General features: G+C 56.7%; 26 protein-coding genes and 2 tRNA genes. 12 read left to right on the top strand and 16 right to left on the bottom strand.

What is annotated here, in order from left to right; genetic code table 11:
- Positions 1-22: 22 nt before the first annotated feature.
- The 6 genes from AAC621_RS10580 to AAC621_RS10555 all read right to left on the bottom strand — a co-directional run bounded on the left by AAC621_RS10580 (position 23) and on the right by AAC621_RS10555 (position 5,405).
- Positions 23-1,828, bottom strand: coding sequence for a peptidoglycan D,D-transpeptidase FtsI family protein (locus AAC621_RS10580; RefSeq protein WP_340255381.1), 1,806 nt, complete (start codon positions 1,826-1,828; stop codon positions 23-25).
- On the bottom strand, positions 1,825-2,163 hold the full coding sequence (ftsL, locus tag AAC621_RS10575; RefSeq protein WP_340255378.1) for a cell division protein FtsL: 339 nt from the start codon (positions 2,161-2,163) through the stop codon (positions 1,825-1,827). The genes AAC621_RS10580 and ftsL overlap by 4 nt, the downstream gene beginning before the upstream one ends.
- 11 nt (positions 2,164-2,174) lie before the next feature.
- A complete protein-coding gene (gene rsmH / locus AAC621_RS10570) occupies positions 2,175-3,191 on the bottom strand; it encodes a 16S rRNA (cytosine(1402)-N(4))-methyltransferase RsmH (RefSeq protein WP_340255375.1) in 1,017 nt (338 codons plus the stop codon).
- Positions 3,192-3,193: 2 nt separating this feature from the next.
- Complete coding sequence (locus AAC621_RS10565) at positions 3,194-3,769, bottom strand: division/cell wall cluster transcriptional repressor MraZ (RefSeq protein WP_340255372.1); 576 nt, start codon at positions 3,767-3,769, stop codon at positions 3,194-3,196.
- Positions 3,770-3,941: 172 nt separating this feature from the next.
- Positions 3,942-4,157: a hypothetical protein gene (locus AAC621_RS10560; RefSeq protein ID WP_340255369.1), complete on the bottom strand. Its 216-nt coding sequence runs from the start codon at positions 4,155-4,157 to the stop codon at positions 3,942-3,944.
- Between the two features lie 132 nt (positions 4,158-4,289).
- Positions 4,290-5,405, bottom strand: coding sequence for an Mrp/NBP35 family ATP-binding protein (locus AAC621_RS10555; protein WP_340255366.1), 1,116 nt, complete (start codon positions 5,403-5,405; stop codon positions 4,290-4,292).
- Positions 5,406-5,698: 293 nt separating this feature from the next.
- On the opposite strand from AAC621_RS10555, the gene AAC621_RS10550 reads away from it, so the two are divergent.
- Entirely contained in the window at positions 5,699-5,920 is a 222-nt protein-coding gene (locus AAC621_RS10550) for a DUF1127 domain-containing protein (protein ID WP_317655235.1), read from the top strand.
- 303 nt (positions 5,921-6,223) lie between these two features.
- Here AAC621_RS10550 and AAC621_RS10545 read toward each other — a convergent pair whose 3' ends face one another.
- Positions 6,224-8,656 (bottom strand): ATP-dependent helicase, encoded by a 2,433-nt coding sequence (locus AAC621_RS10545; RefSeq protein ID WP_340255363.1) that lies wholly within the window; start codon positions 8,654-8,656, stop codon positions 6,224-6,226.
- Between the two features lie 112 nt (positions 8,657-8,768).
- On the opposite strand from AAC621_RS10545, the gene AAC621_RS10540 reads away from it, so the two are divergent.
- The 4 genes from AAC621_RS10540 (at position 8,769) to AAC621_RS10525 (ending at position 14,260) form a co-directional block, all read left to right on the top strand.
- Positions 8,769-9,920: an alpha-hydroxy acid oxidase gene (locus AAC621_RS10540; RefSeq protein WP_340255360.1), complete on the top strand. Its 1,152-nt coding sequence runs from the start codon at positions 8,769-8,771 to the stop codon at positions 9,918-9,920.
- A gap of 55 nt (positions 9,921-9,975) precedes the next feature.
- Positions 9,976-10,410, top strand: coding sequence for a hypothetical protein (locus tag AAC621_RS10535; protein WP_340255357.1), 435 nt, complete (start codon positions 9,976-9,978; stop codon positions 10,408-10,410).
- A gap of 139 nt (positions 10,411-10,549) precedes the next feature.
- Positions 10,550-13,993 (top strand): pyruvate carboxylase, encoded by a 3,444-nt coding sequence (locus AAC621_RS10530; protein ID WP_340255354.1) that lies wholly within the window; start codon positions 10,550-10,552, stop codon positions 13,991-13,993.
- A 192-nt stretch (positions 13,994-14,185) separates the two neighbouring features.
- Positions 14,186-14,260: transfer RNA gene (locus tag AAC621_RS10525), tRNA-Gly, on the top strand.
- Between the two features lie 82 nt (positions 14,261-14,342).
- Here AAC621_RS10525 and AAC621_RS10520 read toward each other — a convergent pair.
- The 4 genes from AAC621_RS10520 to AAC621_RS10505 are packed head-to-tail and all read right to left on the bottom strand — an operon-like array spanning position 14,343 to position 17,808.
- Positions 14,343-16,331 (bottom strand): TRAP transporter permease, encoded by a 1,989-nt coding sequence (locus AAC621_RS10520; protein WP_340255351.1) that lies wholly within the window; start codon positions 16,329-16,331, stop codon positions 14,343-14,345.
- 19 nt (positions 16,332-16,350) lie between these two features.
- Positions 16,351-16,848: a DUF1850 domain-containing protein gene (locus tag AAC621_RS10515; protein ID WP_340255348.1), complete on the bottom strand. Its 498-nt coding sequence runs from the start codon at positions 16,846-16,848 to the stop codon at positions 16,351-16,353.
- Entirely contained in the window at positions 16,848-17,675 is an 828-nt protein-coding gene (locus AAC621_RS10510; protein ID WP_340256478.1) for a TAXI family TRAP transporter solute-binding subunit, read from the bottom strand. Before AAC621_RS10510 ends, AAC621_RS10515 begins: the two co-directional genes overlap by 1 nt.
- 1 nt (position 17,676) lies before the next feature.
- A complete protein-coding gene (locus AAC621_RS10505; protein WP_340255345.1) occupies positions 17,677-17,808 on the bottom strand; it encodes a hypothetical protein in 132 nt (43 codons plus the stop codon).
- A 255-nt stretch (positions 17,809-18,063) separates the two neighbouring features.
- Here AAC621_RS10505 and hisB point away from each other — a divergent pair, with 255 nt between their 5' ends.
- From hisB to AAC621_RS10480, 5 genes are read left to right on the top strand one after another with little or no spacing between them, the layout of a single operon-like run.
- Entirely contained in the window at positions 18,064-18,651 is a 588-nt protein-coding gene (gene hisB / locus AAC621_RS10500; protein ID WP_317655243.1) for an imidazoleglycerol-phosphate dehydratase HisB, read from the top strand.
- Positions 18,652-18,656: 5 nt separating this feature from the next.
- The gene (gene hisH / locus AAC621_RS10495; RefSeq protein ID WP_340255342.1) at positions 18,657-19,295 is read left to right on the top strand and encodes an imidazole glycerol phosphate synthase subunit HisH; all 639 of its coding nucleotides are present in this window, start codon (positions 18,657-18,659) and stop codon (positions 19,293-19,295) included.
- A gap of 26 nt (positions 19,296-19,321) precedes the next feature.
- On the top strand, positions 19,322-20,047 hold the full coding sequence (gene hisA, locus AAC621_RS10490; protein WP_340255339.1) for a 1-(5-phosphoribosyl)-5-[(5-phosphoribosylamino)methylideneamino]imidazole-4-carboxamide isomerase: 726 nt from the start codon (positions 19,322-19,324) through the stop codon (positions 20,045-20,047).
- On the top strand, positions 20,047-20,808 hold the full coding sequence (hisF, locus tag AAC621_RS10485) for an imidazole glycerol phosphate synthase subunit HisF (protein WP_340255336.1): 762 nt from the start codon (positions 20,047-20,049) through the stop codon (positions 20,806-20,808). Before hisA ends, hisF begins: the two co-directional genes overlap by 1 nt.
- The gene (locus AAC621_RS10480; protein ID WP_340255333.1) at positions 20,805-21,116 is read left to right on the top strand and encodes a phosphoribosyl-ATP diphosphatase; all 312 of its coding nucleotides are present in this window, start codon (positions 20,805-20,807) and stop codon (positions 21,114-21,116) included. The genes hisF and AAC621_RS10480 overlap by 4 nt, the downstream gene beginning before the upstream one ends.
- 153 nt (positions 21,117-21,269) lie before the next feature.
- Here the strand turns inward: AAC621_RS10480 and AAC621_RS10475 are convergent, their stop codons facing one another.
- Complete coding sequence (locus AAC621_RS10475; protein WP_340255330.1) at positions 21,270-21,449, bottom strand: hypothetical protein; 180 nt, start codon at positions 21,447-21,449, stop codon at positions 21,270-21,272.
- A gap of 127 nt (positions 21,450-21,576) precedes the next feature.
- Entirely contained in the window at positions 21,577-22,362 is a 786-nt protein-coding gene (rlmB, locus tag AAC621_RS10470) for a 23S rRNA (guanosine(2251)-2'-O)-methyltransferase RlmB (protein ID WP_340255327.1), read from the bottom strand.
- 97 nt (positions 22,363-22,459) lie between these two features.
- Between rlmB and AAC621_RS10465 the strand changes: the two genes are divergently transcribed.
- Positions 22,460-22,543, top strand: a tRNA-Tyr gene (locus tag AAC621_RS10465).
- 30 nt (positions 22,544-22,573) lie between these two features.
- On the opposite strand, the gene gph is transcribed toward AAC621_RS10465, so the two are convergent.
- From gph to AAC621_RS10450, 3 genes are all read right to left on the bottom strand, one after another.
- Positions 22,574-23,230: a phosphoglycolate phosphatase gene (gph, locus tag AAC621_RS10460; RefSeq protein WP_340255324.1), complete on the bottom strand. Its 657-nt coding sequence runs from the start codon at positions 23,228-23,230 to the stop codon at positions 22,574-22,576.
- A 205-nt stretch (positions 23,231-23,435) separates the two neighbouring features.
- Positions 23,436-24,704: an ATP-dependent Clp protease ATP-binding subunit ClpX gene (gene clpX / locus AAC621_RS10455; RefSeq protein ID WP_340255321.1), complete on the bottom strand. Its 1,269-nt coding sequence runs from the start codon at positions 24,702-24,704 to the stop codon at positions 23,436-23,438.
- Between the two features lie 153 nt (positions 24,705-24,857).
- Positions 24,858-25,484, bottom strand: coding sequence for an ATP-dependent Clp protease proteolytic subunit (locus AAC621_RS10450; protein ID WP_317655253.1), 627 nt, complete (start codon positions 25,482-25,484; stop codon positions 24,858-24,860).
- 160 nt (positions 25,485-25,644) lie between these two features.
- Between AAC621_RS10450 and AAC621_RS10445 the strand changes: the two genes are divergently transcribed.
- Positions 25,645-26,301: a class I SAM-dependent methyltransferase gene (locus AAC621_RS10445; protein WP_340255318.1), complete on the top strand. Its 657-nt coding sequence runs from the start codon at positions 25,645-25,647 to the stop codon at positions 26,299-26,301.
- Positions 26,302-26,303: the final 2 nt, after the last annotated feature.

The following is a 26,303-nucleotide window of genomic DNA, read 5'->3' as shown; positions in this document are numbered from 1 at the left end:
TCCTTTGGTCGGTTTGGCAAAATCACTCGATATGACTCGATAGCTGAGAAACCCCACTTTGCGCAATCTCTGCTGCACCACGTGGTTGCAAATTCAGCAAAGGGCCTACGCGGCGCAGGATTTCTGCGGCCACTGGCGCAGCCGTCCAGCCCGCGGTGCGGCGCGTCTCGCCAAGGGCGACAATTTCAGGTTCGTCCAAGGTGACGACAATCACATATTGCGGGTCACTCATTGGAAAGGCCCCTGCGAAGGTCGCAATCACGCGATCCTCATAATAGCCGCCCGATGGGTTGGGCTTATCGGCCGTGCCCGTTTTCCCGCCCATCTCATAGCCTTCGACTTCGGCAAGGCTGGCTGTGCCGCCATCGACCACGGCACGCATCATGGCACGGATTTGTGCAGAGGTGTCTTCGGAAATGATGCGCGCACCCGTCTGCGGCGCGCCTCGCTGTGCGATCAATGTCGGCGCAACCCGCGTGCCACCATTGACCATCGCGGCAAATCCCGCCGTCAAATGCAAAGGCGATATCGACAAACCATGGCCGTAGGACACAGTCATTGTTGATAGCCGTTCCCATCTCGCGGGGATCATCGGGCGGCCCGTTGGGGCCTCGACAATCTCTAGGGGGGTTGGTTCAAGCAAGCCCAAATCTTCGAGGAACAGGCGTTGGCGATCTGGCCCGATCTCGTCAGCAATACGCGCCGTGCCGATGTTTGAGGAATGCACAATCACTTCGGTCGCGGTTTGGCGTGGCCCGTAATTATGGAAGTCACGGATGTTAAACCCTGCAATCCGCAACGGGCTGGTTGTGTCGATTGATGTCTCAGGCGTCACCATGTCCAATTCCAAGGCCTGCGCCATGGTGAAGATTTTGAACACAGACCCAAGCTCATACACGCCCTGCACCGCGCGGTTAAAGAGCGGGCTTTGGCTCGGATCATTGCCCGATGTCAGCGGACGGGGCCGCGCATTAGGGTCAAAATCAGGCAGGCTTGCAAGTGAGATCACCTCGCCCGTATGGGCATCCATCAACACCGCCGAAGCGCCGCGCGCATTCATCAAGCCCATGCCAGAGGCGAGAACTTCCTCGGTGGCGGATTGGATGGCCAAATCCATCGACAGGTGCAGCGGCGTATGCGCACGGGCAGGATCGCGCAATTCGGCGTCAAACTGCGCCTCAAGCCCCGCAACACCTACGATTTCTGCAGCATTCACGGCCTCTTGCCCGAACCCTGCGCCACCCAAAACATGCGCGGCAATCGCGCCATTGGGGTAAAGCCGAATTTCGCGCGGGCCAAAGAGCAAGCCAGGCTCGCCCAGATCATGCACCGCTTGTTCCTGCTCGGGGCTGATGGAGCGGCGCAACCAAAGGAAGCGGCGCTCAGAGGTCAGTTGCGCGACCAAGCGGTCATAGTCCATCTCAGGGAAGATTTCGACCAAACCTTCAGCCGCAGCAAGCGGGTCGACCATCTCATGGGGGTGGGCGTAAAGCGCATTGGTCAAAAGATTGGTGGCTAAAATGCGCCCCTGCCGATCGACAATGTCCGCGCGGGCGGTCTGAATTGCGCTTGTAACAGAGGTCACACCAGGCTCTTGCGGTTCGGAGGCGGCCAAGGCGCCCATGCGCACGCCAACCGCGCCAAAGCCAAGCAAAAAACACAAAGCCACGACCAAAATTCGCCCCTCAGCCCGCAGGCGCAATTTGTCCCGCTCCGCTTCGTGGCGTTGGCGCAGGTTTTCGCGCTCGATATAATCGGGGTTTTCACCCTTTTGGCGCGCCTCGATTACCCGCGACAACGGGCGCAAAGGGATGCGTTGACCGCTCATGGTTGATCCTCCAGCACTGCCTCATCCCACACGAGGCTTGCCTCCGTCAGCGCGGCCAGAGGATCAGGGAAAGACACTTCATGAATGGTGGCAAACTGATCTGGCTGGATCGGCAACAGCCCCAAGCGATCAAAATTCATATCGACCAATGCGCGCAAGCGATCCGGACGATTGAGAAAGGCCCATTCCGACCGCAAAATGGCAAGCCGTTCGTGATGGGCGGCAATCTCGGTCTCTAGGCGCGCCACTTCGCGTTCGACTTGCTGGGTAAGGATATTTTGCTGATAGGCCCAAAATCCAAGGCCAATAACGGCAATTGCTGTGAATAAGGACATCAAAGCGCGCATTATGTTACCTCTAACGGGGGCAGGCCCAAAGCACTAAAATCAAGGGGGGCGGGGGCGGTTGCCCCACTGCGCACAGCCAACCGCAACTTGGCCGAGCGCGCGCGGGGGTTCTGTGCGGCTTCCTCGGGGCTTGGTGCGATGGCCTTGCGGGTATTTTGCAGGAAACTGGGGGTCTGGCGCGCGCGCTCTGGGGCGTAGCGCGACCCGCCGCCGCCCGTATCACTGCACAATTGTATAAAGCGTTTGACCACCCGATCTTCCAACGAATGAAAGGTGACCACCGCCAAAATGCCGCCTTCGCGCAAGATACGCTCTGAGGCCAAAAGACCCTTAACCAATTGGCCCAATTCATCATTCACAGCGATGCGCAAAGCCTGAAAGCTGCGCGTTGCGGGGTGGCTTTGATTGGGCTTAGGGCGCGGTAGGCAGCCCTCAACGATTTTGACAAGGGCGGCAGTGGTGGTGATGCGCGCGCCCTTGCGGGCGGCGACAATCGCGCGCGCAATGCGCCGTGCGGCGCGTTCTTCGCCGTAATGATACAAGATATCCGCCAAATGCGCCTCGGGCGCCTCATTCACCAGATCTTCGGCGGACATCCCTGCTTGGCTCATGCGCATATCAAGCGGGCCATCGCGCATGAATGAAAAGCCACGTTCGGCCAAATCAAGCTGCATAGATGAAACGCCCAGATCCAGCACAACGCCGTCAAGCGCATCATAGCCCACAGAACGGGCATGAACATCGAGATCGCCAAACTCGCCCGCAACCAATTTTAAACGGTCACCATATTGAGCGCGCCACGCTTCGGCCATCTCAAGCGCCAGAGGATCGCGGTCGACACCAATCACCGATGCCGCCCCCCGATCAAGCAAGCCACGGGCGTAGCCACCAGCGCCGAAAGTTCCATCGAGCCAGTCCCCGGACACGGGTGCGATCTCGGCCAAGATCCGATCCAATAGAACAGGGATATGCGGCCCCTCTGCCCTCGCGGGTTCGTTGAGCTTGGCCGCCGCCATGATCATACGCCCCCGTCATGATCCATCGCTCCGACACCACCAGCCACGAGGGACAGCGGATCAAAGAACTCGTCACCTTGGGCAAGACTGTCAATCAACGCATCAATTTGCGCCTCAGCGTCTTTTGCATCGCTTGGGTTGAGGATGTGAAACTTGTCGCCCATGCCTTGGAACAGCGCCTCATCGGCAAGCGCGATCTTGTCGCGCGCGGCTTGAGGCAGAACCAAACGGCCCGTGTCATCCACGGTGGTTTCATCACATTTCTGATAGTAAAGAAATTCCAAGGCGCGGCGCACAGGCGTGCCCAAGGGCGCGCGGCGGATCATCGCGTCAATTTGGTCGAAGGCGTCACCAGACAGACATTCAAGGTAATTCTTCGATTTGTCGCCATAGGCAATATAAAGGCGCGGAGAAGCGCCCGCCGTGGCCTTGGCATCGGAATTGGCAAGCACACGGCGAAACTTGACCGGAATCGAAATTCGGCCCTTTCCGTCCACCTTGTTCAGGCTCTCGCCCTGAAACCTGCGCTCCACTGCCCTGCCCTCGTTATGGCCCCAATGGCCGTTTCCCCGTAACATCTTCAAACTTTCCCGACCCGTGAAACGACAACGGCGGACCGAGACAGTTTTATGCCCGATCCGCCGCCCTCATCCCGTCATCGGGGGCCAATTGCGCAGCACATCTGGGGGGATGGTCTGCTCGCTTACGCAACGGCGCTTCAGCAATTGAGATGCCTGTATGAACACCTGCCTAGAGTTCTTTTTTATTATATGCGCCCGCCTGTTTCAGGTTCTGGGCGCGTCTCTTTTGCTGTGTCATCTTTGTCTCATGGAAATATTTCCCAATCAATCCCTTTTTTTGGGAATTTTCCCCAAGATGTGCCTCTAAAGGTCTGAAAATTGCAGCATCTTGTGCCAAAACGGAAAAACCACCCCTGCATGGGGTGGTTTGGAAAATCTCAACCACAATATCTTGATTTTCGGGGCGGCCTTCGATTTGGGGCGAAATGGGGGAAATTTTCATCCAACCGCGCCAGATCTCGCAAAATCAGCGCATTTTCGCACCTAATTACACGAATCACCTTTGGTTTTTAGGTGATTATGCCATACCACCCGCCACAAGACGGGCGGCCAATTGTGCATAGGCCTCGGCGGCCGCGCCCTCGCTGGCGGCAATCGGCGTGCCTGCATCCCCCGCCAAGCGTGTTTCAAGGGAGATCGGCAAAGCACCCAAGAACGGCACCCCCATCTTTTCGGCCTCAGCCGCCACGCCGCCCTGCCCGAAGATATGCGCCTCATGCCCACATTCGGGGCAAACAAAGCCCGACATATTCTCGACCAGACCCAAAACGGGGGTCTTGAGAGTGGCAAACATATCAAGCGCCTTGCGCGCATCCAGAAGGGCCACATCCTGCGGGGTGGAGACAACAATCGCACCTGTCAGCTTTGATCGCTGGCACAGCGTCATCGCCACATCCCCCGTTCCAGGCGGCAGGTCGACCAAAAGAACATCCAATTCGCCCCAATCAACTTGGGTCATCATTTGCTGCAACGCGCCCATCAACATCGGCCCGCGCCAAACAACCGCCTTTTCTTCGGGCAGCATCAGACCAATCGACATGAATGTGACGCCATGATTGTGCAAAGGCAGGATGGTTTTGCCATCTGGCGAAGCGGGGCGCTTGGTCAAACCCATCATCCGCGGCTGTGAGGGCCCATAGATATCTGCATCCAACAGGCCCACTTTGCGCCCCTGCCGCGAAAGGGCCACGGCGAGGTTAGAAGATAATGTCGATTTCCCAACACCCCCTTTGCCCGATCCAATCGCGATGATCCGCGCAACGCCCTTGGGGTTCATCGGCTCCGATTGCGGCTTGGCATGGCCCCCGATTTTCAGACTTGGGGGGGCATCGGGCGCAGGTTTCGCAGAGTGCGGGGCTTGCTGCGGGGCTTGGGTCGGTGCGGTCAGGGCTATTGAAACGGCGCTCATCCCCGCCCGCGTCTCAAGGGCCTGTTGCAACGCCGCCCGAAACCCCTCGAGAGCCCGCGCCGCCTGCGGCGTTTCTGCTTCGATGATGAATGTGATGCGGCCATCTTCGACTCGCAACGCCCGAACCATATCCCGCGAAATCAGATTTCCGCCGTCTGGAAGGGCAAACTGTGCCAAAAATGCATCAACTTCTGCGCGGGTGATCTGCGACTTTCCGTCCGACATTGGGCGGCAACTCCACGTTTTGGCTCACTCATCCTTATGTCGCGCGGCGCATGCGCGGCTGCAACCCCCTCTTTTGCCCATAAATAGGCAAAAATTACGAAAGTGATAAAATTATGAAATAGGTCAGCATTTGCTATGCATTTGCTGCATAGCAGAATTGATGAGAAGACCTATTGTGCAATCGCAGCAATTACCTACATTCATCCGTGTCGAGCCAACACGGCTTGGAACCAAAGCGCTTCGGATAACCCAAAAGCGCGAGCGGTTATGAATATGAACTAAGGAACACTGAAATGGCCTATCTTGCCACACGCCACGCACCGAGCTTGAGCTTCGCCGAACGTCTGGGGGAAATGAAATCCCACCTGACCGCAGCGATCAAAGCCCGCCGCGTCTATCAGCGCACATTTGATGAGCTGAATAGCCTGAGCGACCGCGAGCTGGCCGATTTGGGCATCGCGCGCAGCAACCTGCGCAACATCGCCCTTGAGGCTGCTTACGGGCGTTACGCCTGAAACACGGGAACATCTCTCGCTTCTCCTCCTCCCTTGAAGCGCGGGATTTAGCGGGAACCACTTCCTCCTCCCTTAGTGGTTCTCGCAAGAACAAGGGTCGAAAGACCCGCAAGGACGTGCCCCTCCTCCTCCTTTGGGGCCGTATCACGGCAAGAATCCGCTCCTCCCTTAGGATCCGCGCCGCCACAACTGCGCCCTCTCCCTCCTCCCTTGGGGATGTGGTTGAAAAAAAGAAGCGGTGATGCCTCCTCCTCCCTTGGCATCACCGCTTTTTTATTTTCGAAATGCTAAGATGAGCTGCGCTTAAAAGTGCTGATCGCCCGCGCTGTCCGCCGCAACAACAAAGCGCGCCACCACTTTTTTCACGCCTGCCTTGTCAAAAGCCACATCAAGCTTGTCACCCTCAATCGCGGTAATTGCCCCATAGCCAAATTTTTGGTGAAAGACGCGCTCGCCTAGATCAAATGGAACCGTTGCCGCCTCGTCAAAACCCGCGCGCTTGCTTTCGCGGGGTTGGCTAAGGCCATATTCCTCCTGCCGCGCCTGCAAGCGCCGCCACCCAGGTGAATTATAGGCATCGGCCTGCGCTGCGCGGTCTAGCAGGTTCGAGGCAATCTGCATTTGAGAAACAGGTGACGCAGACTGCCCCATTCCGTGGCTTTGATGACCATAAAGGCCTGGCGGGGTTAAAATCTCGACATGGGCTTCGGGCAATTCATCGATAAAGCGCGAGGGCATCTGGCTTTGCCATTGGCCATAAACACGGCGATTGCCCGCAAAGGAAATTGTGCAAAGCTCCTCGGCCCGTGTGATACCCACATAGGCCAAGCGGCGCTCCTCCTCTAATCCTTTGATCCCTTCTTCATCCATCGCACGCTGGCTTGGGAACAGGCCGTCTTCCCAACCTGGCAAAAAGACTGCGGGATATTCCAGACCTTTGGCCGCGTGCAAAGTCATCAAAGTGACCTTGGCCTGACCATCATCTTGCTCATTATCCATGATCAGGCTGACATGTTCGAGAAAGCCTTGCAGGTTTTCGAATTGCTCAAGCGCCTTGACCAATTCCTTGAGGTTCTCAAGCCGCCCCGGGGCCTCGGGGGTTTTGTCGTTTTGCCACATGGCGGTGTAGCCCGACTCCTCCAAAATCGTTTCGGCCAATTCGATATGGCTCAGCCCTTCGGGGTTTTCGCGCTCGATCAGATCATCGGGGGCGGGGCCTGCAACCACACCCTCGCGCAATAGATTGCGCCAATGGGCGATCTGCAGCACGAAACGGGCCAATTCCTTGCCCCCCTTGCCGCCAATCGCGCCACTTTCCACCGCCATCGCCGCCCCTTGCAAAAGGCTGACACCCTTTTGGCGGGCGATTTCATGGATGGTGGCCTGTGCTTTGTCGCCAAGCCCGCGTTTGGGGGTGTTCACGATCCGCTCAAAGGCCAGATCATCCTCAGGGCTGATCACGAGGCGGAAATAAGCCATGGCATCACGAATTTCCAACCGCTCGTAAAAGCGCGGGCCACCGATGACGCGATAGGGCAGGCCAATGGTAAGGAAACGATCCTCAAAGGCGCGCATCTGATGCGAAGCGCGCACGAGAATGGCGATTTCCTCGGGGCCAATTGCACGCAATCCGCGCGTGCCAATGCCAAGCACCTCAATTTCCTCGCCGATCCAGCGCGCCTCCTCCTCGCCATCCCAGTGGCCGATCAGACGCACAGGCGCGCCATCCTGGCCTTCTGTCCACAACTCCTTGCCAAGGCGCTGCGAATTGCCCGCAATCACCGCAGAGGCGGCTTTTAGGATATGGCCAGTCGAGCGGTAATTCTGCTCTAGGCGGATCACGGCGGCCCCTTTGAAATCTGCCTCAAAGCGCAGAATATTACCCACCTCGGCGCCACGCCATCCGTAGATGGATTGGTCATCATCCCCCACCACGCAAAGATTGGAATGCCCTTGTGCCAAAAGACGCAGCCATAAATACTGTGCCACATTGGTGTCTTGATATTCATCAACCAAAATAAAGGCGAACTGGCGCTGATACTGCTGCAAAACATCTTCATGCGCCTGAAAGATGGTTACCATATGCAACAGCAAATCGCCAAAATCGCAGGCATTCAGTGCCGCAAGCCGCTGTTGATAAAGCGCATATAGCTTTGGCCCCTTGCCGTTGAAGGCCCCACTTTCAGCGGCGGGCAGCGTATCGGGACGCCATGCGCGGTTTTTCCAATGATCGATGATCCCCGCCAACATCCGTGGGGGCCAACGCTTTGCGTCAATGCCCTCGGCCTCGATCAATTGTTTCAGCAGGCGGATTTGATCATCCGTGTCCAAAATCGTGAAATTGGATTTCAGCCCAACCAATTCGGCATGGCGGCGCAACAGTTTAACGCAGATCGAATGGAACGTTCCAAGCCACGCCATGCCTTCGGTTGGATGACCAAGGGCCGCGCTGACGCGTTCGCGCATCTCGCGCGCGGCTTTATTGGTGAAGGTCACGGCCAGAATACTGCGCGGCGTGGCGCGGCCTGTGGAAATCAAATGTGCAATCCGCGCGGTCAAGGCGCGGGTTTTCCCCGTGCCTGCGCCCGCCAACATCAACACGGGGCCGTCCAAGGTTTCTACGGCCTTGCGCTGCTCTGGGTTCAACCCCTCCAAATAGGGCATGGGCCGCAGGGCAGCGGCCCTCTGCGACAGGGGAACGGTGGCGGCAAGGGTGTTATTTTCAGAACTGCTCATGAGCGGAACCATAGCGATATTCGCGCGGCTCGAAAAGATATGTTCTGTAATTGTTCGCAAAACCTTATGTCAGGGTTTACAAGGGTTAAATTTTGCGCACAGGATCGCCGCCATGACGCAGTTTCACAGCCGCTATCCCGCCCTAAGCGATCTCAAATCGCGTGCCCGTGCGCGGATCCCGCATTTCGTGTGGGAATATCTCGACAGCGCCACAGGCAGCGAGTCCGTGCTGCGGCGCAATCGCGCCGCGCTTGATGCCGTCTTGATGCAGCCCGCAGCCTTGCGCGGGGAAATTACACCTGATCTCTCCTGCCGCCTCTTGGGGCGGGACTATCCCCAGCCCTTTGGCATCTCGCCCGTGGGGATGTCAGGCCTTGTCTGGCCCGATGCAGAGCGGATTTTGGCAGCATCCGCCACGCGGGCGCAGATGCCCTACTGCCTTTCGACTGTGGCCACCCGCACCCCCGAAGAAGTGGCAGATCACATTGGCAATCAAGGGTGGTTTCAGATGTATCCGCCGCGCGATGCAGGCATTCGGCGCGATATGCTTGCGCGCGCAAAAGGGGCAGGGTTTCACACGCTGGTGTTGACTGTGGATGTGCCTGCCGCAAGCCGCCGAGAAAGGCAGACGCGGGGCGGGCTGACACAGCCCCCGCGCCTCAGTCCACGCCTTGCGCTACAGGTGGCGCGCTGCCCGTCTTGGGCATTTGGCACCCTAAAACACGGGATGCCACGGATGCGGCTGATGGATGGTTATGCGCCCAAAGAAATGACGGGCGGCACCCTGCCCTCAACCGCGCATATCGGTTACCTTCTACGCGCCGCCCCAGATTGGGACTATCTGCGCATTTTGCGCGAGGAATGGCACGGCGCGTTGATCCTGAAAGGCGTGATGGAGTCTGAGGTCGCGGCCCAAGCCCAAACCGATGATCTGGCTGACGCGATTTGGGTATCGAACCATGCGGGGCGTCAGTTTGATGGTGCGCCTGCGGCGCTTGACGCCCTGCGCGCCATTCGCCCAGCCATCACCCTGCCCCTCATTTTTGACAGTGGGATTGAGGGTGGATTGGATATTTTGCGCGCCTTGGCCCTTGGCGCAGATTTCGTCATGATGGGCCGTGCGTGGCATTATGCGCTCGGTGCGCTTGGCGCGGATGGCCCTGACCATTTGGTTGACCTCTTGCGCAAAGACATGATTTCAAACATGGCGCAGATTGGCGCGCGCCGCTTTGCCGACTTGCCCGCGCGGCTGTTAACCCTTTAACCAAAGCGGGCAATTAGTCTCGCCGTGCCTGTTAACAAATGTTAACATGGCCTCCATGAATGAGGCTGACCTGATCCCGATTGTTTGCGCGATGCTGCTTGGCGGTGAGGCCGAATTGCGCCTGCCCTATAGCTTGAACGACAGCGCCCATTATGTGCGGGTGGATTGCGTCACAGACACCCATGCCATCGAAATCGGGTTGGATGATCGCCGCTCGTCCCTCGACAGTTTGCAACAGGCCTTGTTTTACGGCGCGCTATTGGATCGCGCGCCCATGGTGATCTTGATCGACACGGACGGGCGCGAAGACCCAACCGAATTTCAGGTTGAAACCGCAGCGCGTGCCACGGGCGTGGCTTACCGCGTGATTGATTTGGATTTCCTGATCCGTCTGCAAATCACCGCGCCATTTCGCAGCAGCCACATCGAAAACGATCTGCTCAGTAATTATACATCAAAAAGACAAAACCCCATTTCCACGGCTGATTGACTCTTGCCACACTGCGGTTAATGCTGCTTTGCAGCAATGACGTTAGAACAGATCATAAAAAGTTTTGTGAAAGGTGGCCGAACCGCGCGACCTGAACTTGCTTGCCCCTCCCTTCGTTTTGAGAGCCCAAGGACATGACATGCCCGAATTCAAGAAAATCCTGATCGCCAACCGCGGTGAGATTGCCATCCGCATCATGCGCGCGGCCAATGAGTTGGGAAAACGCACCGTGGCGATCTATGCCGAGGAAGATAAGCTGTCGCTGCACCGCTTTAAGGCAGACGAAGCTTATAAGGTGGGCGAAGGTTTGGGGCCTGTTGCGGCTTATCTGTCGATCCCTGAAATTATTCGAGTGGCCAAGATGGCAGGGGCTGATGCCATTCATCCAGGCTACGGGCTTTTGTCCGAGAACCCCGATTTTGTCGAGGCTTGCGCCGCGGCAGGTATCACCTTTATCGGCCCCAAAGCCGACACGATGCGCGCCTTGGGTGACAAGGCCAGCGCACGGCAGGTGGCGATTGCGGCAGGGGTGCCCGTGATCCCAGCCTCCGAAGTTTTGAGCGATGACATGGATCGCGCCCGCGAGGCCGCGCGCAAAATTGGATATCCATTGATGCTGAAGGCCTCATGGGGGGGCGGCGGACGCGGAATGCGCCCCATCCTTGGCGAAGACGAACTTGAAACAAAAATCCGCGAAGGCCGCCGCGAGGCAGAAGCCGCCTTTGGCAATGGCGAGGGGTATCTCGAAAAGATGATCACCCGCGCGCGCCATGTTGAGGTGCAGATTTTGGGCGACAGCCATGGCAATATCTATCATCTCTATGAACGCGATTGTTCGGTGCAACGCCGCAACCAAAAGGTCGTAGAACGCGCCCCTGCCCCCTATCTGACCGAGGCACAGCGTAGCGAGATTTGCGAACTTGGCCGCAAAATTGCGGCTCATGTGGGCTATGAATGCGCGGGCACTGTCGAATTCCTGATGGATATGGAAAGCGGGAATTTCTACTTCATCGAAGTAAACCCGCGCGTGCAAGTGGAGCATACTGTGACCGAGGAGGTCACGGGCATTGATATCGTGCGCGCCCAGATTTTGATTGCCGAAGGCAAAACCCTGCTCGAGGCCATGGGCGTGGCGGCGCAAGATGAGGTCACGCTTTCGGGCCATGCCATTCAGTGCCGCGTCACAACCGAAGACCCGACCAATAACTTCATTCCTGATTATGGCCGCATCACCGCCTATCGCGGGGCAACAGGGATGGGCATCCGCCTTGATGGCGGAACGGCCTATTCGGGCGCGGTCATTACGCGCTATTATGATAGCCTCTTGGAAAAGGTGACGGCATGGGCCCCCACTCCCGAGGCCGCGATTGCACGCATGGATCGGGCCTTACGCGAATTTCGTATTCGCGGGGTTTCGACCAATATCGCCTTTGTCGAAAACCTGCTCAAGCACCCAACATTTTTGAATTACGAATATACAACGAAATTCATCGACACCACGCCAGAACTTTTTGACTTTGCGCCGCGCCGCGACCGCGCAACCAAAATCTTGCGCTATATCGCGGATATTACGGTGAACGGGCATCCTGAAACGGTTGGCCGCCCCCGCCCTGCGGCTGATCTTAAACCACCGCGCGCGCCGCGTGTGGGAACCGATCCTGTCACCGATGGCACAAGGCAGCTGCTTGAGCGTGAAGGCCCGCTTGCGGTTGCCAAATGGATGAAAGATCAAACACGGCTTTTGATCACTGACACAACCATGCGTGATGGCCACCAATCGCTGCTTGCGACACGGATGCGCTCGCATGATATGATTCAAGTGGCCCCTGCCTATGCCGAGAAACTGCCGCAGCTGTTCAGCGTAGAATGTTGGGGCGGGGCGACATTCGATGTGGCCTATCGTTTCTTGCAGGAATGCCCATGGCAGCGCCTGCGCGATATTCGTGCGAAAATGCCCAACATCATGACACAGATGCTTTTGCGCGCCTCGAATGGTGTGGGCTATACGAATTACCCTGACAATGTGGTGCAAAGTTTCGTCAAACAGGCGGCGCAGTCGGGTGTCGATGTCTTTCGCGTCTTTGACAGCCTCAACTGGGTTGAGAATATGCGCGTGGCCATGGATGCGGTCGGTGAAACGGGCAAAATCTGTGAAGGCACGATTTGCTACACGGGCAACATCCTTGACCCCAATCGCGCGAAATATGACGTCACATATTATGTCGATATGGCCCGCGCGCTTGAGGCCGCAGGGGCGCATGTTTTGGGCCTAAAGGATATGGCGGGATTGTTGACGCCAGCCGCGGCATCGGTGCTGATCCCCGCCTTGAAGGATGCGGTTGATCTGCCCATCCACTTCCACACCCATGACACGGCAGGTGTTGCCTCTGGCACCATTCTGGCGGCCAGTGCGGCAGGTGTTGATGCGGTCGATTGTGCCATGGATGCCCTATCGGGCAATACCAGCCAAGCGACCCTTGGCACGATTGTGGAATCCTTGCGCTATACCGAACGCGACACAGGTCTGGACATCGCGGCAATCCGCGAGATTTCAGACTACTGGGAGGCGGTGCGCGCTCATTATTTGGCCTTTGAATCAGGGCTACAGGCCCCTGCATCCGAGGTCTATTTGCACGAAATGCCAGGTGGCCAATTCACCAATCTCAAGGCACAGGCGCGCTCCATGGGCCTTGAAGAACGCTGGCACGAAGTGGCGCAGATGTATGCGGATGTGAACCAAATGTTCGGCGACATTGTCAAAGTGACGCCATCCTCCAAAGTGGTCGGGGATATGGCCCTTATGATGGTGTCCCAAGGTCTGAGCCGCGCCGATGTTGAAGACCCGCAGAAAGACGTCTCCTTCCCCGATAGCGTGATCGACATGATGCGCGGCAATTTGGGCCAACCGCATGGTGGCTTCCCCCCTGCAATTGTGGCGAAGGTTCTCAAAGGCGAGGCACCAAATTTCGAACGGCCCGGCAAGCATCTGCCCCCCGTTGATCTAGAGGCCACGCGCAAGGAATTGGAAGCTACACTTGATGAGGCGGTCGATGATGAAGACCTTAACGGCTATTTGATGTATCCCAAGGTCTTTACCGATTACGCCATGCGTCACGCCGATTACGGCCCTGTGCGCACCTTGCCTACAAAAACCTTTTTCTATGGGATGGATGTTGGCGAGCAAATCGAAGTCGAAATTGACCCAGGTGTGACGCTGGTTGTGCAGTTGCAAGCGGTCGGGGACACCAACGAAGAAGGCGAAGCCAAAGTCTTCTTTGAATTGAACGGCCAACCCCGCACCATCCGCGTGCCAAACCGCAAAGCCGCCGCAAGCAGCACCAAACGCGCCAAGGCCGAAGGCGGCAACCCTGCCCATATCGGTGCGCCCATGCCGGGGGTTGTGGCCTCAATTGCCGTGTCAAACGGGGCCGAGGTCAAGGCAGGCGATCTTTTGCTGACCATCGAGGCGATGAAAATGGAGACAGGCCTGCACGCGGAACGCAATGGTCGAATCAAATCTGTGCATGTCACCCCCGGCGCACAAATTGACGCAAAAGACCTTCTTATCGAGTTCGAGGCCTAAGAGATTGTTGCGGCGCTGTGGATAGTGCCGCAACATCCCCCGCCCTGTGGCCACGGCCTTGTGGCGGGGATTTTCCTAGCCTAAAATCAGATCAAAAATGCGCATGTCAAATGGCGTAAAAAAAAACGCGCGCATTGTGGACTTTCCCCCTTGCAAACCCCGATCCATGGTCATAGAACCCCTCTTCAAAGAGCGGGCGTAGCTCAGGGGTAGAGCATTACCTTGCCAAGGTAAGGGTCGTGAGTTCGAATCTCATCGCCCGCTCCAATCTTCAAAATCGAAGATTTCAGAAAAAATTTCTCTCGATTTCGAGAGGGTTTTTTCTTGTGTCATGATTAGACCCAACCGCTTAGGTTTTTGCCTGATAGGGGTGCTGTTTGGCCTGCCACCAGTTAAGCCCCAAAAGGACAAGGATCGCGACAAGACCGAGCGCCTCAACCATGGCCGATGACCAAAAGACCGCAACAATCGCAGGGATCAGCGCCGCACGGTGCCAAAGCGCCATTGAGGTAAAAAGGAACCCTTCGAGAACGGCGGCAAAGGCCACAATCCCCGCAAGCGCCAAGATGCCTGCAAAAATGACCATATGCAGCGGGCCACCAAGGATGATCTCATCATTATAGACCATGAAGAGCGGGATCAGATAGAGGCCCTTGGCGTATTTCCACGCCTGAAAACTGGTCTCCATCGGTTTTGATCCTGCAATGGCCGCGCCTGCAAACCCTGCCAATGCGACAGGTGGAGTGACGTTGCTGTCTTGGCTATACCAAAACACAACCAAATGCGCGATCAACAGTGGAACGCCAAATTCCGTGGTCAAGGCAGGGCCGACCAAGATAATCAAAACGATATAGGCCGCGGTGACAGGCAGGCCCATGCCAAGGATCAAGGAGGCCAAGATCACGAGGATCAACGCCAAGAACAGATTACCGCCTGAGAAGGCCAACATCATGGCCGAGAATTTCAGACCCAACCCTGTGAGCCCGACAACCCCCACAATCACCCCCGCCACGGCGCAGGCGACTGAAACGGCAACCGCGTTGCGCGCCCCAAGTTCAAGCGCCTCAAGGGTCAAGGCCCCGCCACGTTTGCACAGGGCGAAAAAGCCTTCGACACTGGGCGCGTCCCTTGAAAATGTCCAAAGCGCGCGTGCCGCTGCCGCCGCCATTACCGCCACAATCGCGTAGAACCCCACCCGCATCGGTGAATATCCTGCCACCAATAAAAAGATGAGCGCCACAAGCGGGAAGATGAAATGCCACCCTTCGCGCATCACTTGGCGCACGCTGGGGAGTTCTGCAGCAGTCAAGCCTCGCATCCCCTGTTTGACAGCCGCGATATGCACAAGCAGGTAGACGGCCCCAAAATAGAGAAAGGCCGGGAAAATCGACACCAACACGATGTGAACATAGGGCAATTGGGTAAATTCGCTCATCAAAAAGGCGCCTGCCCCCATCAAGGGCGGCATGATCTGCCCGCCCGTTGAGGCAGCGGCCTCTACCCCGCCTGCTTGGGCAGGGCGATAGCCCAGTTTTTTCATGAGGGGGATTGTGAAGGCCCCAGTTGTGACCACATTGGCGATGGCCGATCCCGAGATAGACCCCATCCCCGCAGAGGCGACAACCGCCGCCTTGGCAGGCCCGCCGCGCTGACGGCCTGTTGTCGCATAGGCCAGATCAATAAAAAATTTGCCTGCGCCCGTCACCTCAAGGAAAGCGCCAAAGAGAACGAATACGAAAATAAATGTCGCGGCCACACCTAAGGGGATGCCATAAATTCCTTCAGCCCCCAAAGTCATCTGGCTGGCCAAGCGATCCAAGGAATAGCCACGATGGTTAAGGATACCGGGCATGAAATCTGCCAAAAACGGCAATTCTCCGCGCGATCCCGCAAAGGCATAGAGCAAGAACACGCCCGCGATCACCATCATCACCCAACCCACCGCGCGGCGCGCAGCCTCAAGCACCAAAAGAACGGTCAAAACCCCCATTGCAACATCGATGTCGCGGGGAAAGATTTGATTTGCGATTGTGTCAATGTTCACAGGCACCCAAGCCCCAACCGCTATGGAGGCGAAAATGAGAAGGCCGTCTATCGCATATTCTGAGGGACTGCGCCCTTTGGCGCGGCCACGGGGCGGATAGATCAAGAAACACAGAACAAGGATAAAACCCAAATGGATGGGCCTTTGATAGAACAGCCCCAAAGGTTGAACACCCGCGGCGTAAAGCTGAAACAGCGACAACGCGATGCCCACCACTGCGATTAAGCGCAGGATCAATTTTGGTTCAGCCGCGTCTTTTGGGCCAATATCCGTGATGTCGATCTGATCTGCCATACCCCAAATCCTTTTTTCGTTACGGGATCAGCGCAATGCGCACCCGCTGATGTTCTGCCATGCGCGAGAGCGAGATTTCAGTCGCGCCCGCGTGGATACGGTGATCCACCGTCATCGAACCCGGCCTCAAGATATAGGCATTGCCTGCTACAGGCTCGTTAATGTCTTCAATGATATAACCGCCCTGCCCGTCAGAGATTTGTCGACCCCGGCCAATGATATGGTCAAGACCCGCGGCAAAATCTGGCAGATGCGACCAAACAAGCACCATTTGCCCGTTCTGCATCGCGTAGCAATCTTGCACTTCAAACCCTTTGACGGAATGCCGCCACAACACGCACCATTCTGCGGGGTCAGGCAGGACAATTTCGACCAATAAAGTGCCAGTCTCGGCCAAACTCACCTCAAGCGATGTAGCGCGACTGGTCTGCGGCAATAGGAACAGCGCCACCCCTGCGATCAAAGAGAAAAAAGGGGCGGCGCAGATGCGCCACCCCTTTGCATTACGCCCTAACATTAGGGGCGCATACGGTCAGGAATTGTTGCGCCTGTTTCTTCGTAATACCGAATTGCACCAGGATGCAGCGGGATCGGAGAGGCCGACAATGTGAAGCTGATCTCAGTCTGATTTGCAGCAGGATGCACGGCGCGTAGATCTGCGACGTTTTCAAACATCGCCTTGGTGATCTCATAAACAGTGTCATCACTCATCTCAGAGGAAGCAACCAAGACGTTGGGAATACCCAGACCGGGTACCGGTTCATCAACACCCTCATAAATGCCGCTCGCCAGTGCGGCGCTGGCGAAAATCGGATTAGCCGCTTGTGCCGCAGCAATCTCTTCTTCGCTGAGGGCAATCATGCGGATCGAATTGGTAGTGGAAAGGTTCAGAATTGACGATGTTGGTGCACCGACCGAGAAGAAACCTGCATCAATATCGCCATTAGCCAATGCATCTGCGGTTTCGTTAAAGTTCAGGCGCTGCTCGTCAATGTCATCATAGGAAATGCCATTGGCGGTCAAAATAGCCTCTGCGTTAACTTCGGTGCCCGAACCGGGCGCGCCGACTGACACGCGCTTGCCCACCAGATCATCAAGCGTGGTGATGCCGCTATCGGCCAAGGTCACGATCTGAACGAGGTTTGCGTAAAGAACCGCAACGCCGCGGATCATCTCAAGCTGCTGACCTTCAAAGCGACCTGTGCCTGATTGCGCCTGAAACACAGTATCGGCCAAGCCAATCGCCAGATCCGCGTCCCCTGTGGCCACAAGGCCCATATTTTCGACTGATGCGCCGGTCACTTCGGCTGTTGCAGAATACCCATCAACGTAATTGTTGATCACCTCAGCCAAACCACCCCCCATGGGATAGTAAAACGCCGCCCGTGCCGCCTGTGGCGATGGAAAGCTGCTCTTGCGCCGCAACGGGGCTTGCGAGCAGGGCCAAGGCAAAGGCCAGTTTGTGCGTGTGTTTCATCCGATGTCCTCCCTAGACAATTAACGGTGTGATGGAAGCTAATTTAAGGTGATGGGGCAAGTGATCAAATATTAATTTCGCTCTGGTTTTCCGAGAGCCCCGAACCAATGGGCGGAAAAGGACGCATCTGCCCGAGATTTGCGTGTCAGAACCGACACATCGCGTAAATTTGTCCCGCGCATTGGCGGGCTTGGCACGAAAGCCACATCCGCCTATAAGCCCCCTGTGACACAGCACACGATAAGGATATGCCCCATGCGCCGCGCAAAGATCAGCCGCAGCACGACCGAGACATCCATTGAGGTTGAGATCAATCTCGATGGCACTGGTGCCTATGATGTGAAAACAGGGGTCGGCTTTTTTGATCACATGGTCGAACAACTGGCTCGCCATTCGATGATCGATATCACATTGCGCGCGCAGGGCGATTTGCACATTGATGACCACCACACAGTCGAGGATAGCGGGATCGCGCTTGGTCAGGCAATTGCCGAGGCTGTTGGCGACAAGGCTGGGATTCGCCGCTACGGTGCCTGCCTTTTGCCGATGGATGATGCCTTGGTGCGGGCGGCCCTTGATCTGTCGGGGCGACCCTATCTGGTATGGAATGTGGCCATGACAGCCCCAAAAATCGGCACATTCGACACCGAACTTCTGCGCGAATTCTTTCAGGCGCTATCCACCCATGGGGGGATCACCCTGAATATTGCACAGCTTGACGGGGTCAATAGCCACCACATTGCAGAGGCGGCCTTTAAGGCCGTTGCCCGTGCGCTGCGCGAAGCGGTGGAAGAAGACCCCCGCCGTGCCGGCGCAATCCCCTCCACCAAGGGCAAGCTGTAATCGCCGTGACCACCATTCTGATTGATTACGACAGCGGCAATCTGCATTCGGCGGAAAAAGCCTTTCAACGCATGGCGCGCGAAACGGGCCAAGGCATGGTGCGGGTCAGCAACCGCCCCGAGGATGTTGCAACAGCCAGCCGTATCGTCTTGCCAGGCGATGGGGCGTTTCCCGCCTGCCGCCGCGGCCTCGCCGCGATTGACGGGCTGGAGGAGGCGATCGTCGAAGCGGTGACCAAACGCGCTATTCCCTTTTTGGGCATTTGCGTGGGGATGCAAATGTTGGCCAATGAGGGCCATGAATATGAAACCGTCACAGGCTTTGGCTGGGTCGCGGGCAATGTGCGCAAGATCGCACCTAATGATCTCGCCCTCAAAGTGCCACATATGGGGTGGAATGATCTGGTCATCGACCAACATCACCCCGTTTTAGAGGGTATCGCCACAGGCGCGCATGCCTATTTCGTGCATTCCTATCACATGGAGATGCGCGACCCCGCCCATCGTTTGGCCCATTGTGACTATGGCGGCGATGTCACCGCAATTGTGGGCCATGCCAATGTGATCGGCACGCAGTTTCACCCGGAAAAAAGCCAAGAGGCGGGGTTGCGCCTGATTGCAAATTTCCTCAATTGGGCGCCGTAATCTCGCTTAGAAAGACCAAAAATAAGATGATCCTTTATCCCGCAATTGACCTTAAAGATGGACAGGCCGTGCGCCTTTACAAAGGCGAAATGGAACAAGCGACCGTGTTCAACGACAACCCTGCCGCGCAAGCGCGCGCCTTTGTGGACGCGGGGTGCGAATATCTGCATTTGGTTGATCTTAATGGGGCTTTTGCAGGCACGCCCATTAATGGCGCTGCGGTTGAGGCAATTTTGGCGGATGTCGATGTGCCAACGCAGCTTGGCGGGGGTATCCGCGACATGGCCACGATAGAGATGTGGCTTACGCGCGGCATATCGCGGGTCATTCTTGGCACCGTGGCCGTGGAAAACCCCGATTTGGTGCGCGAAGCCGCGCGCCACTTCCCCAATCAAATCGCTGTGGGTTTGGACGCACGCGAGGGCCGTGTGGCCACCCGTGGTTGGGCCGAAGAAACCGATATCATGGTGACCGATCTGGCCAAATCCTTTGAGGATGCAGGCGTGGCCGCGATTATCTACACCGACATTAATCGCGATGGCGCAATGGCTGGCCCAAATATCGAGGCGACCGAGGCCTTGGCGCGCGCAACCACACTGCCTGTGATTGCCTCGGGCGGTGTGTCATCATTGGCTGATCTTATCGCATTGCGCGACACAGGCGTAATTGCAGGCGCGATTTCGGGCCGCGCGCTCTATGATGGCGCGATTGATCTAGCGGCGGCCTTGGCCGCGTTGCGTGAGGGCGCGTAATGCTCAAGACACGGATCATCCCCTGCTTGGACGTGGCCGATGGCCGCGTGGTGAAGGGTGTGAATTTCGTGGATTTGATTGATGCAGGCGACCCTGTCGAACAAGCCCGCGCCTATGATGAGGCAGGCGCGGATGAGCTGTGTTTCCTAGACATCCATGCCACGCATGAAAACCGCGGCACCATGTATGATCTGGCCACCCGCACCGCGGAGCAATGTTTCATGCCACTGACCATAGGTGGTGGGGTGCGCACAGTGGAAGATGTCCGCAATCTGCTTCTGGCAGGCGCCGATAAGGTCAGCTTTAATTCCGCGGCTGTAGCAGACCCCGATGTGGTGGCCCGCGCGGCAGATAAATTCGGCAGCCAATGTATTGTCGTGGCCATTGACGCCAAAACCGTCAGCCCAGGCAAATGGGAGATTTTTACCCATGGTGGGCGCAAACCCACGGGGATTGATGCGGTGGAATTCGCAAAACTGGTCACCCAAAAAGGCGCAGGCGAGATTTTGCTGACCTCGATGGATCGGGACGGCACTAAATCGGGCTTTAACCTGCCCCTCACCCGCGCGGTTTCTGACGCGGTGAATGTGCCCGTGATCGCCTCAGGCGGGGTGGGGAATTTGGATCACTTGGTCGAAGGGGTGACCATCGGCAAGGCAAGTGCGGTTTTAGCCGCCTCGATTTTTCATTTCGGAACCTATACGATTGCCGAAGCCAAGGCGCATATGGCCAAGGCAGGCATCCCAATGAGGCTGACATGAGTGATATTCTGATCCAATTGGCGAAAACGATTGAAGCCCGCAAAGGCGCCGATCCTGAAAGCAGTTGGACAGCAAAACTTCTGTCTAAAGGTCCCGAAAAAGCCGCCGAGAAATTCGGCGAAGAGGCGGTTGAAGCCATTATCGAGGCCGTAAAGGGCGACAAGGCGGCGCTGACGCGGGAGGCCGCCGATGTGATTTATCACTTGATGGTCATGCTTGCCGCGCGCGATGTTGCGCTCTCAGACGTCCTTACAGAGCTTGAGCGCCGCACAAGCCAAAGCGGGATTTCCGAGAAAGCCAACCGCTGAAAAAAACGCCTGCGGGCCAAAGGCGCGCAGGCGATAAGGTACGGAACGAGGGACAGTAACATTGGCCAACATGGCGTTCCGAAGCCACGTTGGCATGTGTTAAAGATATGAATGCACAGCGCGCGAAAAAGACCCGCCCACGAATTTGTGAGATCAGTCGAGGATGTCTTCGACCAGATCAAAAATCTCGCCAAAGGCCTTTTTCCAAAGCTTCTTCTTTTTCTTCTGAGCGGATTTCTTGCGTCCTTGGCCAAATTCTGTAGCGGGGCGCGGTTTTGGCAGCGCATATTTCGCTGACCCGCTTGGGGGTTTCAGCGCCTTCATTTCATGCAAAGGCGCGCCACATGATCCACAGGCCAGTTAATGCCCACCTCGGGCGGTTAGTTCCAGAACCGTGCGCCGCCCGCAATAGCAGCAGGTGGCAATTTTGCGATCATGGGGCATTGGCACCCCCTCCTCATTACGGTTTTGCTCTTACCGCATATAGGGAGACTGCCGCCGCATTTGAGACATTGAGCGATCCAAACTCGCCCAAAAAGGGGATTTTGACCAAATGGTCGCACAACTCGCGGGTGCGTTCCCGTAATCCTGGCCCCTCGGCCCCGAGAACCAAGGCAAGGGGGCGATCCCGATATTGATCTGCGATGCTGTCAATCTCATCCTCAGCCTCGCCTGCAAGGCCGAGGCAGATATACCCCATCGCCTTAAGTTCTTCTATCGCATCGCCAAGGTTTTTGACCCGCAGATAGGGTTGCCGCTCCAACGCGCCCGAGGCCGTTTTGGCAAGCGCGCCTGTTTCGGGCGCGGCATGGCGGGCGGGGGCGATCACCGCACGCGCGCCGAAAACTTCGGCCGAGCGTAGGATTGCACCGACATTATGCGGGTCTGTGACCCGATCCAGCAGCAACAGCCGCGCGGGCCCGTGACCATCCGACAACGCCAGATCAGCCAGACTGCCCCAATCGAGCGCCTTAACCTCGAGGGCTGCCCCTTGATGGACAGATTGCGGATCAAGCGGCGCGTTGAATTTGCGCGGATCCACTAATTCTGGCTCAATCGCGGCCATTGCAATCGCATCGGCCAGTTTGTCATGTGCGTTTTTGGTAACAATCAGGCGCAATTTCTGCCGCGCAGGATTCATCAGCGCATCTCGCACCGCGTGCAGTCCAAACAGCCAAATCGTAGCGGCCGCAGCCGCCTTTGCGCCGCGTTCCTTTTCCACCACCCATATTGGTTTTTTTGCCATGGCTGACCTTGATCACTCTGCGCGAAAAACTGCAAGCCAAAAGCGCGCATTTGCCCTTGACCCTGAGGCCTGTGGCGGCTATCCCGCCTCTCGCGTCGGGCGACGTGCTGCAAGGTGCGGCAGCGGACTGTAACTCCGCCGGGGAGACCCATGCCTGGTTCGATTCCAGGGTCGCCCACCATTTTCCCCCTCATGGAATTGGTGGTTTGGCTTAGGCCTCACAGGCCAAAATTGCCTGAATTTGCGCGGCCATATCGCGGTGATGGCTGAAGGTTGCAGCGCGCTCCATCTCGGCCAAGCGGCCATGATTATAGCCCTCCGTGTAGAGCAAAAACGGCACGCCTGCCGATTTGGCGGTCAGGGCATCGGTCATGCTATCGCCCACATAGATCATAGGCGAAACCCCAAGCGCCGCAATCACGGCCTGCAAAGGGGCGGGATCTGGTTTGCGCTGCGGCAGGCTATCGCCTGCGATGACATGATCGAAATAGCCGTCCAGATCGAAATGCGCCAAAACCGATTGCGTGGGCAGCAGCGGTTTATTGGTGCACAGGCCCAAACGATGCCCGGCCGCGCGCAAATCATCAAGCGCGGCCACTGCGCCCTCGTAAATTACGGTGTGATCATGCGCCTCGACATAGACCTGTTGAAATCGGCGGTGGCGCGCCTCAAACCCCGCCTCAGGCAGGTTGCGCAGCTTTGACATCCGCTCGACAAAGACGCGCGCGCCATTGCCTATAAATGACTTTGTCTCATCAAGGCTGATGGGGGCGGCCCCCTCCTCGGCCAAGACGGTATTGGCGGTGGCGCAAATATCAGGCGCCGCATCAATCAGCGTGCCGTCTAGGTCGAAAATGATCGCCGCCATTTGCCCCTGTCCTATTCCCTTGCTATCTGCCCCCTCTATCGCAGCGCGAAAGGGCCTTGCCAAGGGCAGCATGGTGGTTTGCCCCGTGACAGCGCAGAGAAAGGGGCGTGAGGCGCGGGCCTTGTTCGATCAAAAAAACCTGCCCCGAAAGGAGCAGGTTATTCGAAACAGACTGCGCAATGCAGGCTATTGGATGCGCTGAACCTTAACCTGCCGAGGAGGCGGCCTCATTTTTTTTGCGATCCGCGTAGATCATCAGGGGCTGAACGTCTGACGTCACGGCCTCATCATTGACCACAACCTCCAACACGCCTTCCGCGCCTGGCAATTCAAACATGGTATCAAGCAGGATATCTTCCATGATTGACCGCAGGCCGCGTGCACCCGTCTTACGCTCAATCGCACGCTTGGCAATCGCACTCAGGGCGTCATCGGTGAATTTCAGCTTCACATCTTCCAGTTCAAAAAGACGCTGATACTGTTTCACAAGCGCGTTTTTCGGTTCGGTCAAAATCGTGACCAAAGCCGCCTCATCAAGATCGGTCAGCGTTGCGATCACGGGCAAACGGCCCACAAATTCGGGGATCAGGCCAAATTTCAACAGATCTTCTGGCTCAAGTTCCTTGAACATTTCACCGACACCGCGGCTGTCATTGTCTTTGACATCGGCGCCAAAACCGATGGCCGACCCTTTGCCACGCTGCGCGATGATTTTTTCAAGACCCGCAAAAGCGCCGCCGCAGATGAACAAGATATTGGTCGTGTCGACCTGCAAAAATTCCTGCTGCGGGTGTTTGCGCCCCCCTTGGGGCGGAACGCTGGCAACCGTGCCTTCCATGATTTTCAGAAGGGCCTGCTGCACCCCCTCGCCCGATACATCACGGGTGATGGAAGGATTGTCAGATTTGCGCGTGATCTTATCAACCTCGTCAATATAGACGATGCCGCGCTGCGCACGATCCACGTTATATTCAGAGGCCTGCAATAGCTTGAGAATGATGTTTTCGACATCTTCACCCACATAACCCGCTTCGGTCAGGGTGGTTGCATCAGCCATCGTGAACGGCACGTCCAATATCCGCGCCAAGGTTTGCGCAAGGAGGGTCTTGCCGCAGCCAGTCGGGCCGATCAGCAAGATATTGGACTTCGCCAATTCAATCTCGGATTTATCCGAATGGTTCAGGCGTTTGTAGTGATTGTGAACCGCAACAGACAGCACGCGCTTTGCATGCTCTTGGCCGATCACATAGTCATCGAGAACCGCGCAAATGTCGCGCGGGCTTGGCACGCCGTCAGTAGATTTCAAGCTTGAGGATTTCGTCTCCTCCCGAATGATATCCATACAAAGCTCAACGCATTCATCGCAAATGAACACTGTCGGGCCTGCAATAAGCTTGCGAACCTCGTGTTGGCTTTTGCCGCAAAAAGAGCAGTAAAGCGTATTTTTCGAGTCGCCACTGGCGGAATCTGCCATCTCAATCACCTTCGAACGGTTCGGCAGGAACGGCCCCTGCCGCAAACTATCTGCGCCTGTTTCATCTTTGGCTCATAGCGTAGAACAGCAAAACCGCCACCACAACGCCAAATTGCATCAGGCGAGGTCATATCTGCCCCGCCCGTGCCATTCTTATTTCTCTTCCAAGGCTGCGCGGCTTTCCACGATCTGGTCAATCAGACCCCAAGCCTTGGCTTGTTCAGCATCCATGAAATTGTCGCGCTCAAGCGCCTCGACCACTTTTTCGAACTTCTGGCCCGTATGTTTCACATAGATCTGGTTCAATCGATCTTTCAGCTTTTGCGTCTCTTGTGCATGGATCATGATATCGGTCGCCTGACCCTGATACCCGCCGGAGGGCTGGTGCACCATGATGCGGCTATTGGGCAGAGAAAAGCGCATGCCCGCCTCACCTGCGGTTAGCAAAAGCGACCCCATCGAGGCCGCCTGCCCCACCACCAAAGTCGAGACCTTTGGTTTGATATATTGCATGGTGTCATAGATCGACAGGCCAGATGTCACCACGCCACCGGGGCTGTTGATATACATCGAAATCTCTTTTGAGGGATTTTCGGCCTCAAGGTGCAAAAGCTGCGCCACGATCAGGCTCGACATGCCGTCATGGATGGGGCCAGAGATGAAAATGATCCGTTCCTTCAGCAGGCGCGAGAAAATGTCATAGGCCCGCTCCCCGCGCGAGGTTTGCTCGACCACCATAGGCACAAGCGTGTTCATGTAGGTATCAATCGGATCTTTCATGGTGCATCCTCAACTGGGGTTAATTGCTGTTTTGGCGCTGTATCATCGAAGTGTTACCAAGAGTCTTAGTCTTGCAGGACAGGGGCTGCAAGGGTGGCACGCTTGACTTGTTGCCATATTCGCGCAATGCCGCAGACAAGATTTACGGGGAAATATCACAATGGCCAGACCTAGCGCGACCACGCTTGAATCCGAATGCACCGCAGAAGAGCGCGCAGTTTTGATGGAAACCTTGAAAAATTCCGCATTTTCAGGAGCGCATTTGGAAATTGGCACCGCGGCGGGCGGCACATTGAAAGAGATGATGGGACAATACGCGCCCGATGCCCGCCCAGATTTTTTTGTGATTGATCCGCTGACCTATTACCCCGATCAAGAAAATATCATCACCCGCAACCTGATATCGGCGGGGATTGACCCCAATCTGGTCACCTTTTGGAAAGGTGTGACCCAAGATTTCATCGATCCTGCCCGCGCGTCAGGGCAGATGTTTGATTTCGTTTTCATTGATGGCGACCATCGTCACTATTACGTCACTGTTGATTTGCAATGGGCCGATTGCGTCACCAAAGGTGGCGTTATTGCCCTGCATGATCACGGCGCGGCATTCCCCGGCGTAGGATGGGCGATTGACACATTCCTCGCCCATAATTCCGATTTCAAAATTGAGGCACGCGCAGGCAGCCTGACGATCTTGCGCCGCATTGCGGTCACCAAGCGCCCCGCCGTCACCCCAGCGGATTTGCGCCATGCGCGGCGCGTCCATCTGATGTTCCGCTGGAAGCGCAGCCTCAAAAAGCGGCTTGGCCTAAGCTAGGC

The sequence above is a fragment of the Roseobacter sp. HKCC-CH-9208 genome (assembly GCF_037805125.1).
Taxonomy (GTDB): domain Bacteria; phylum Pseudomonadota; class Alphaproteobacteria; order Rhodobacterales; family Rhodobacteraceae; genus M30B80.
The sequence above is the reverse complement of the archived record's forward strand: the minus strand, read 5'-3'. Positions and strand labels throughout refer to the sequence as shown.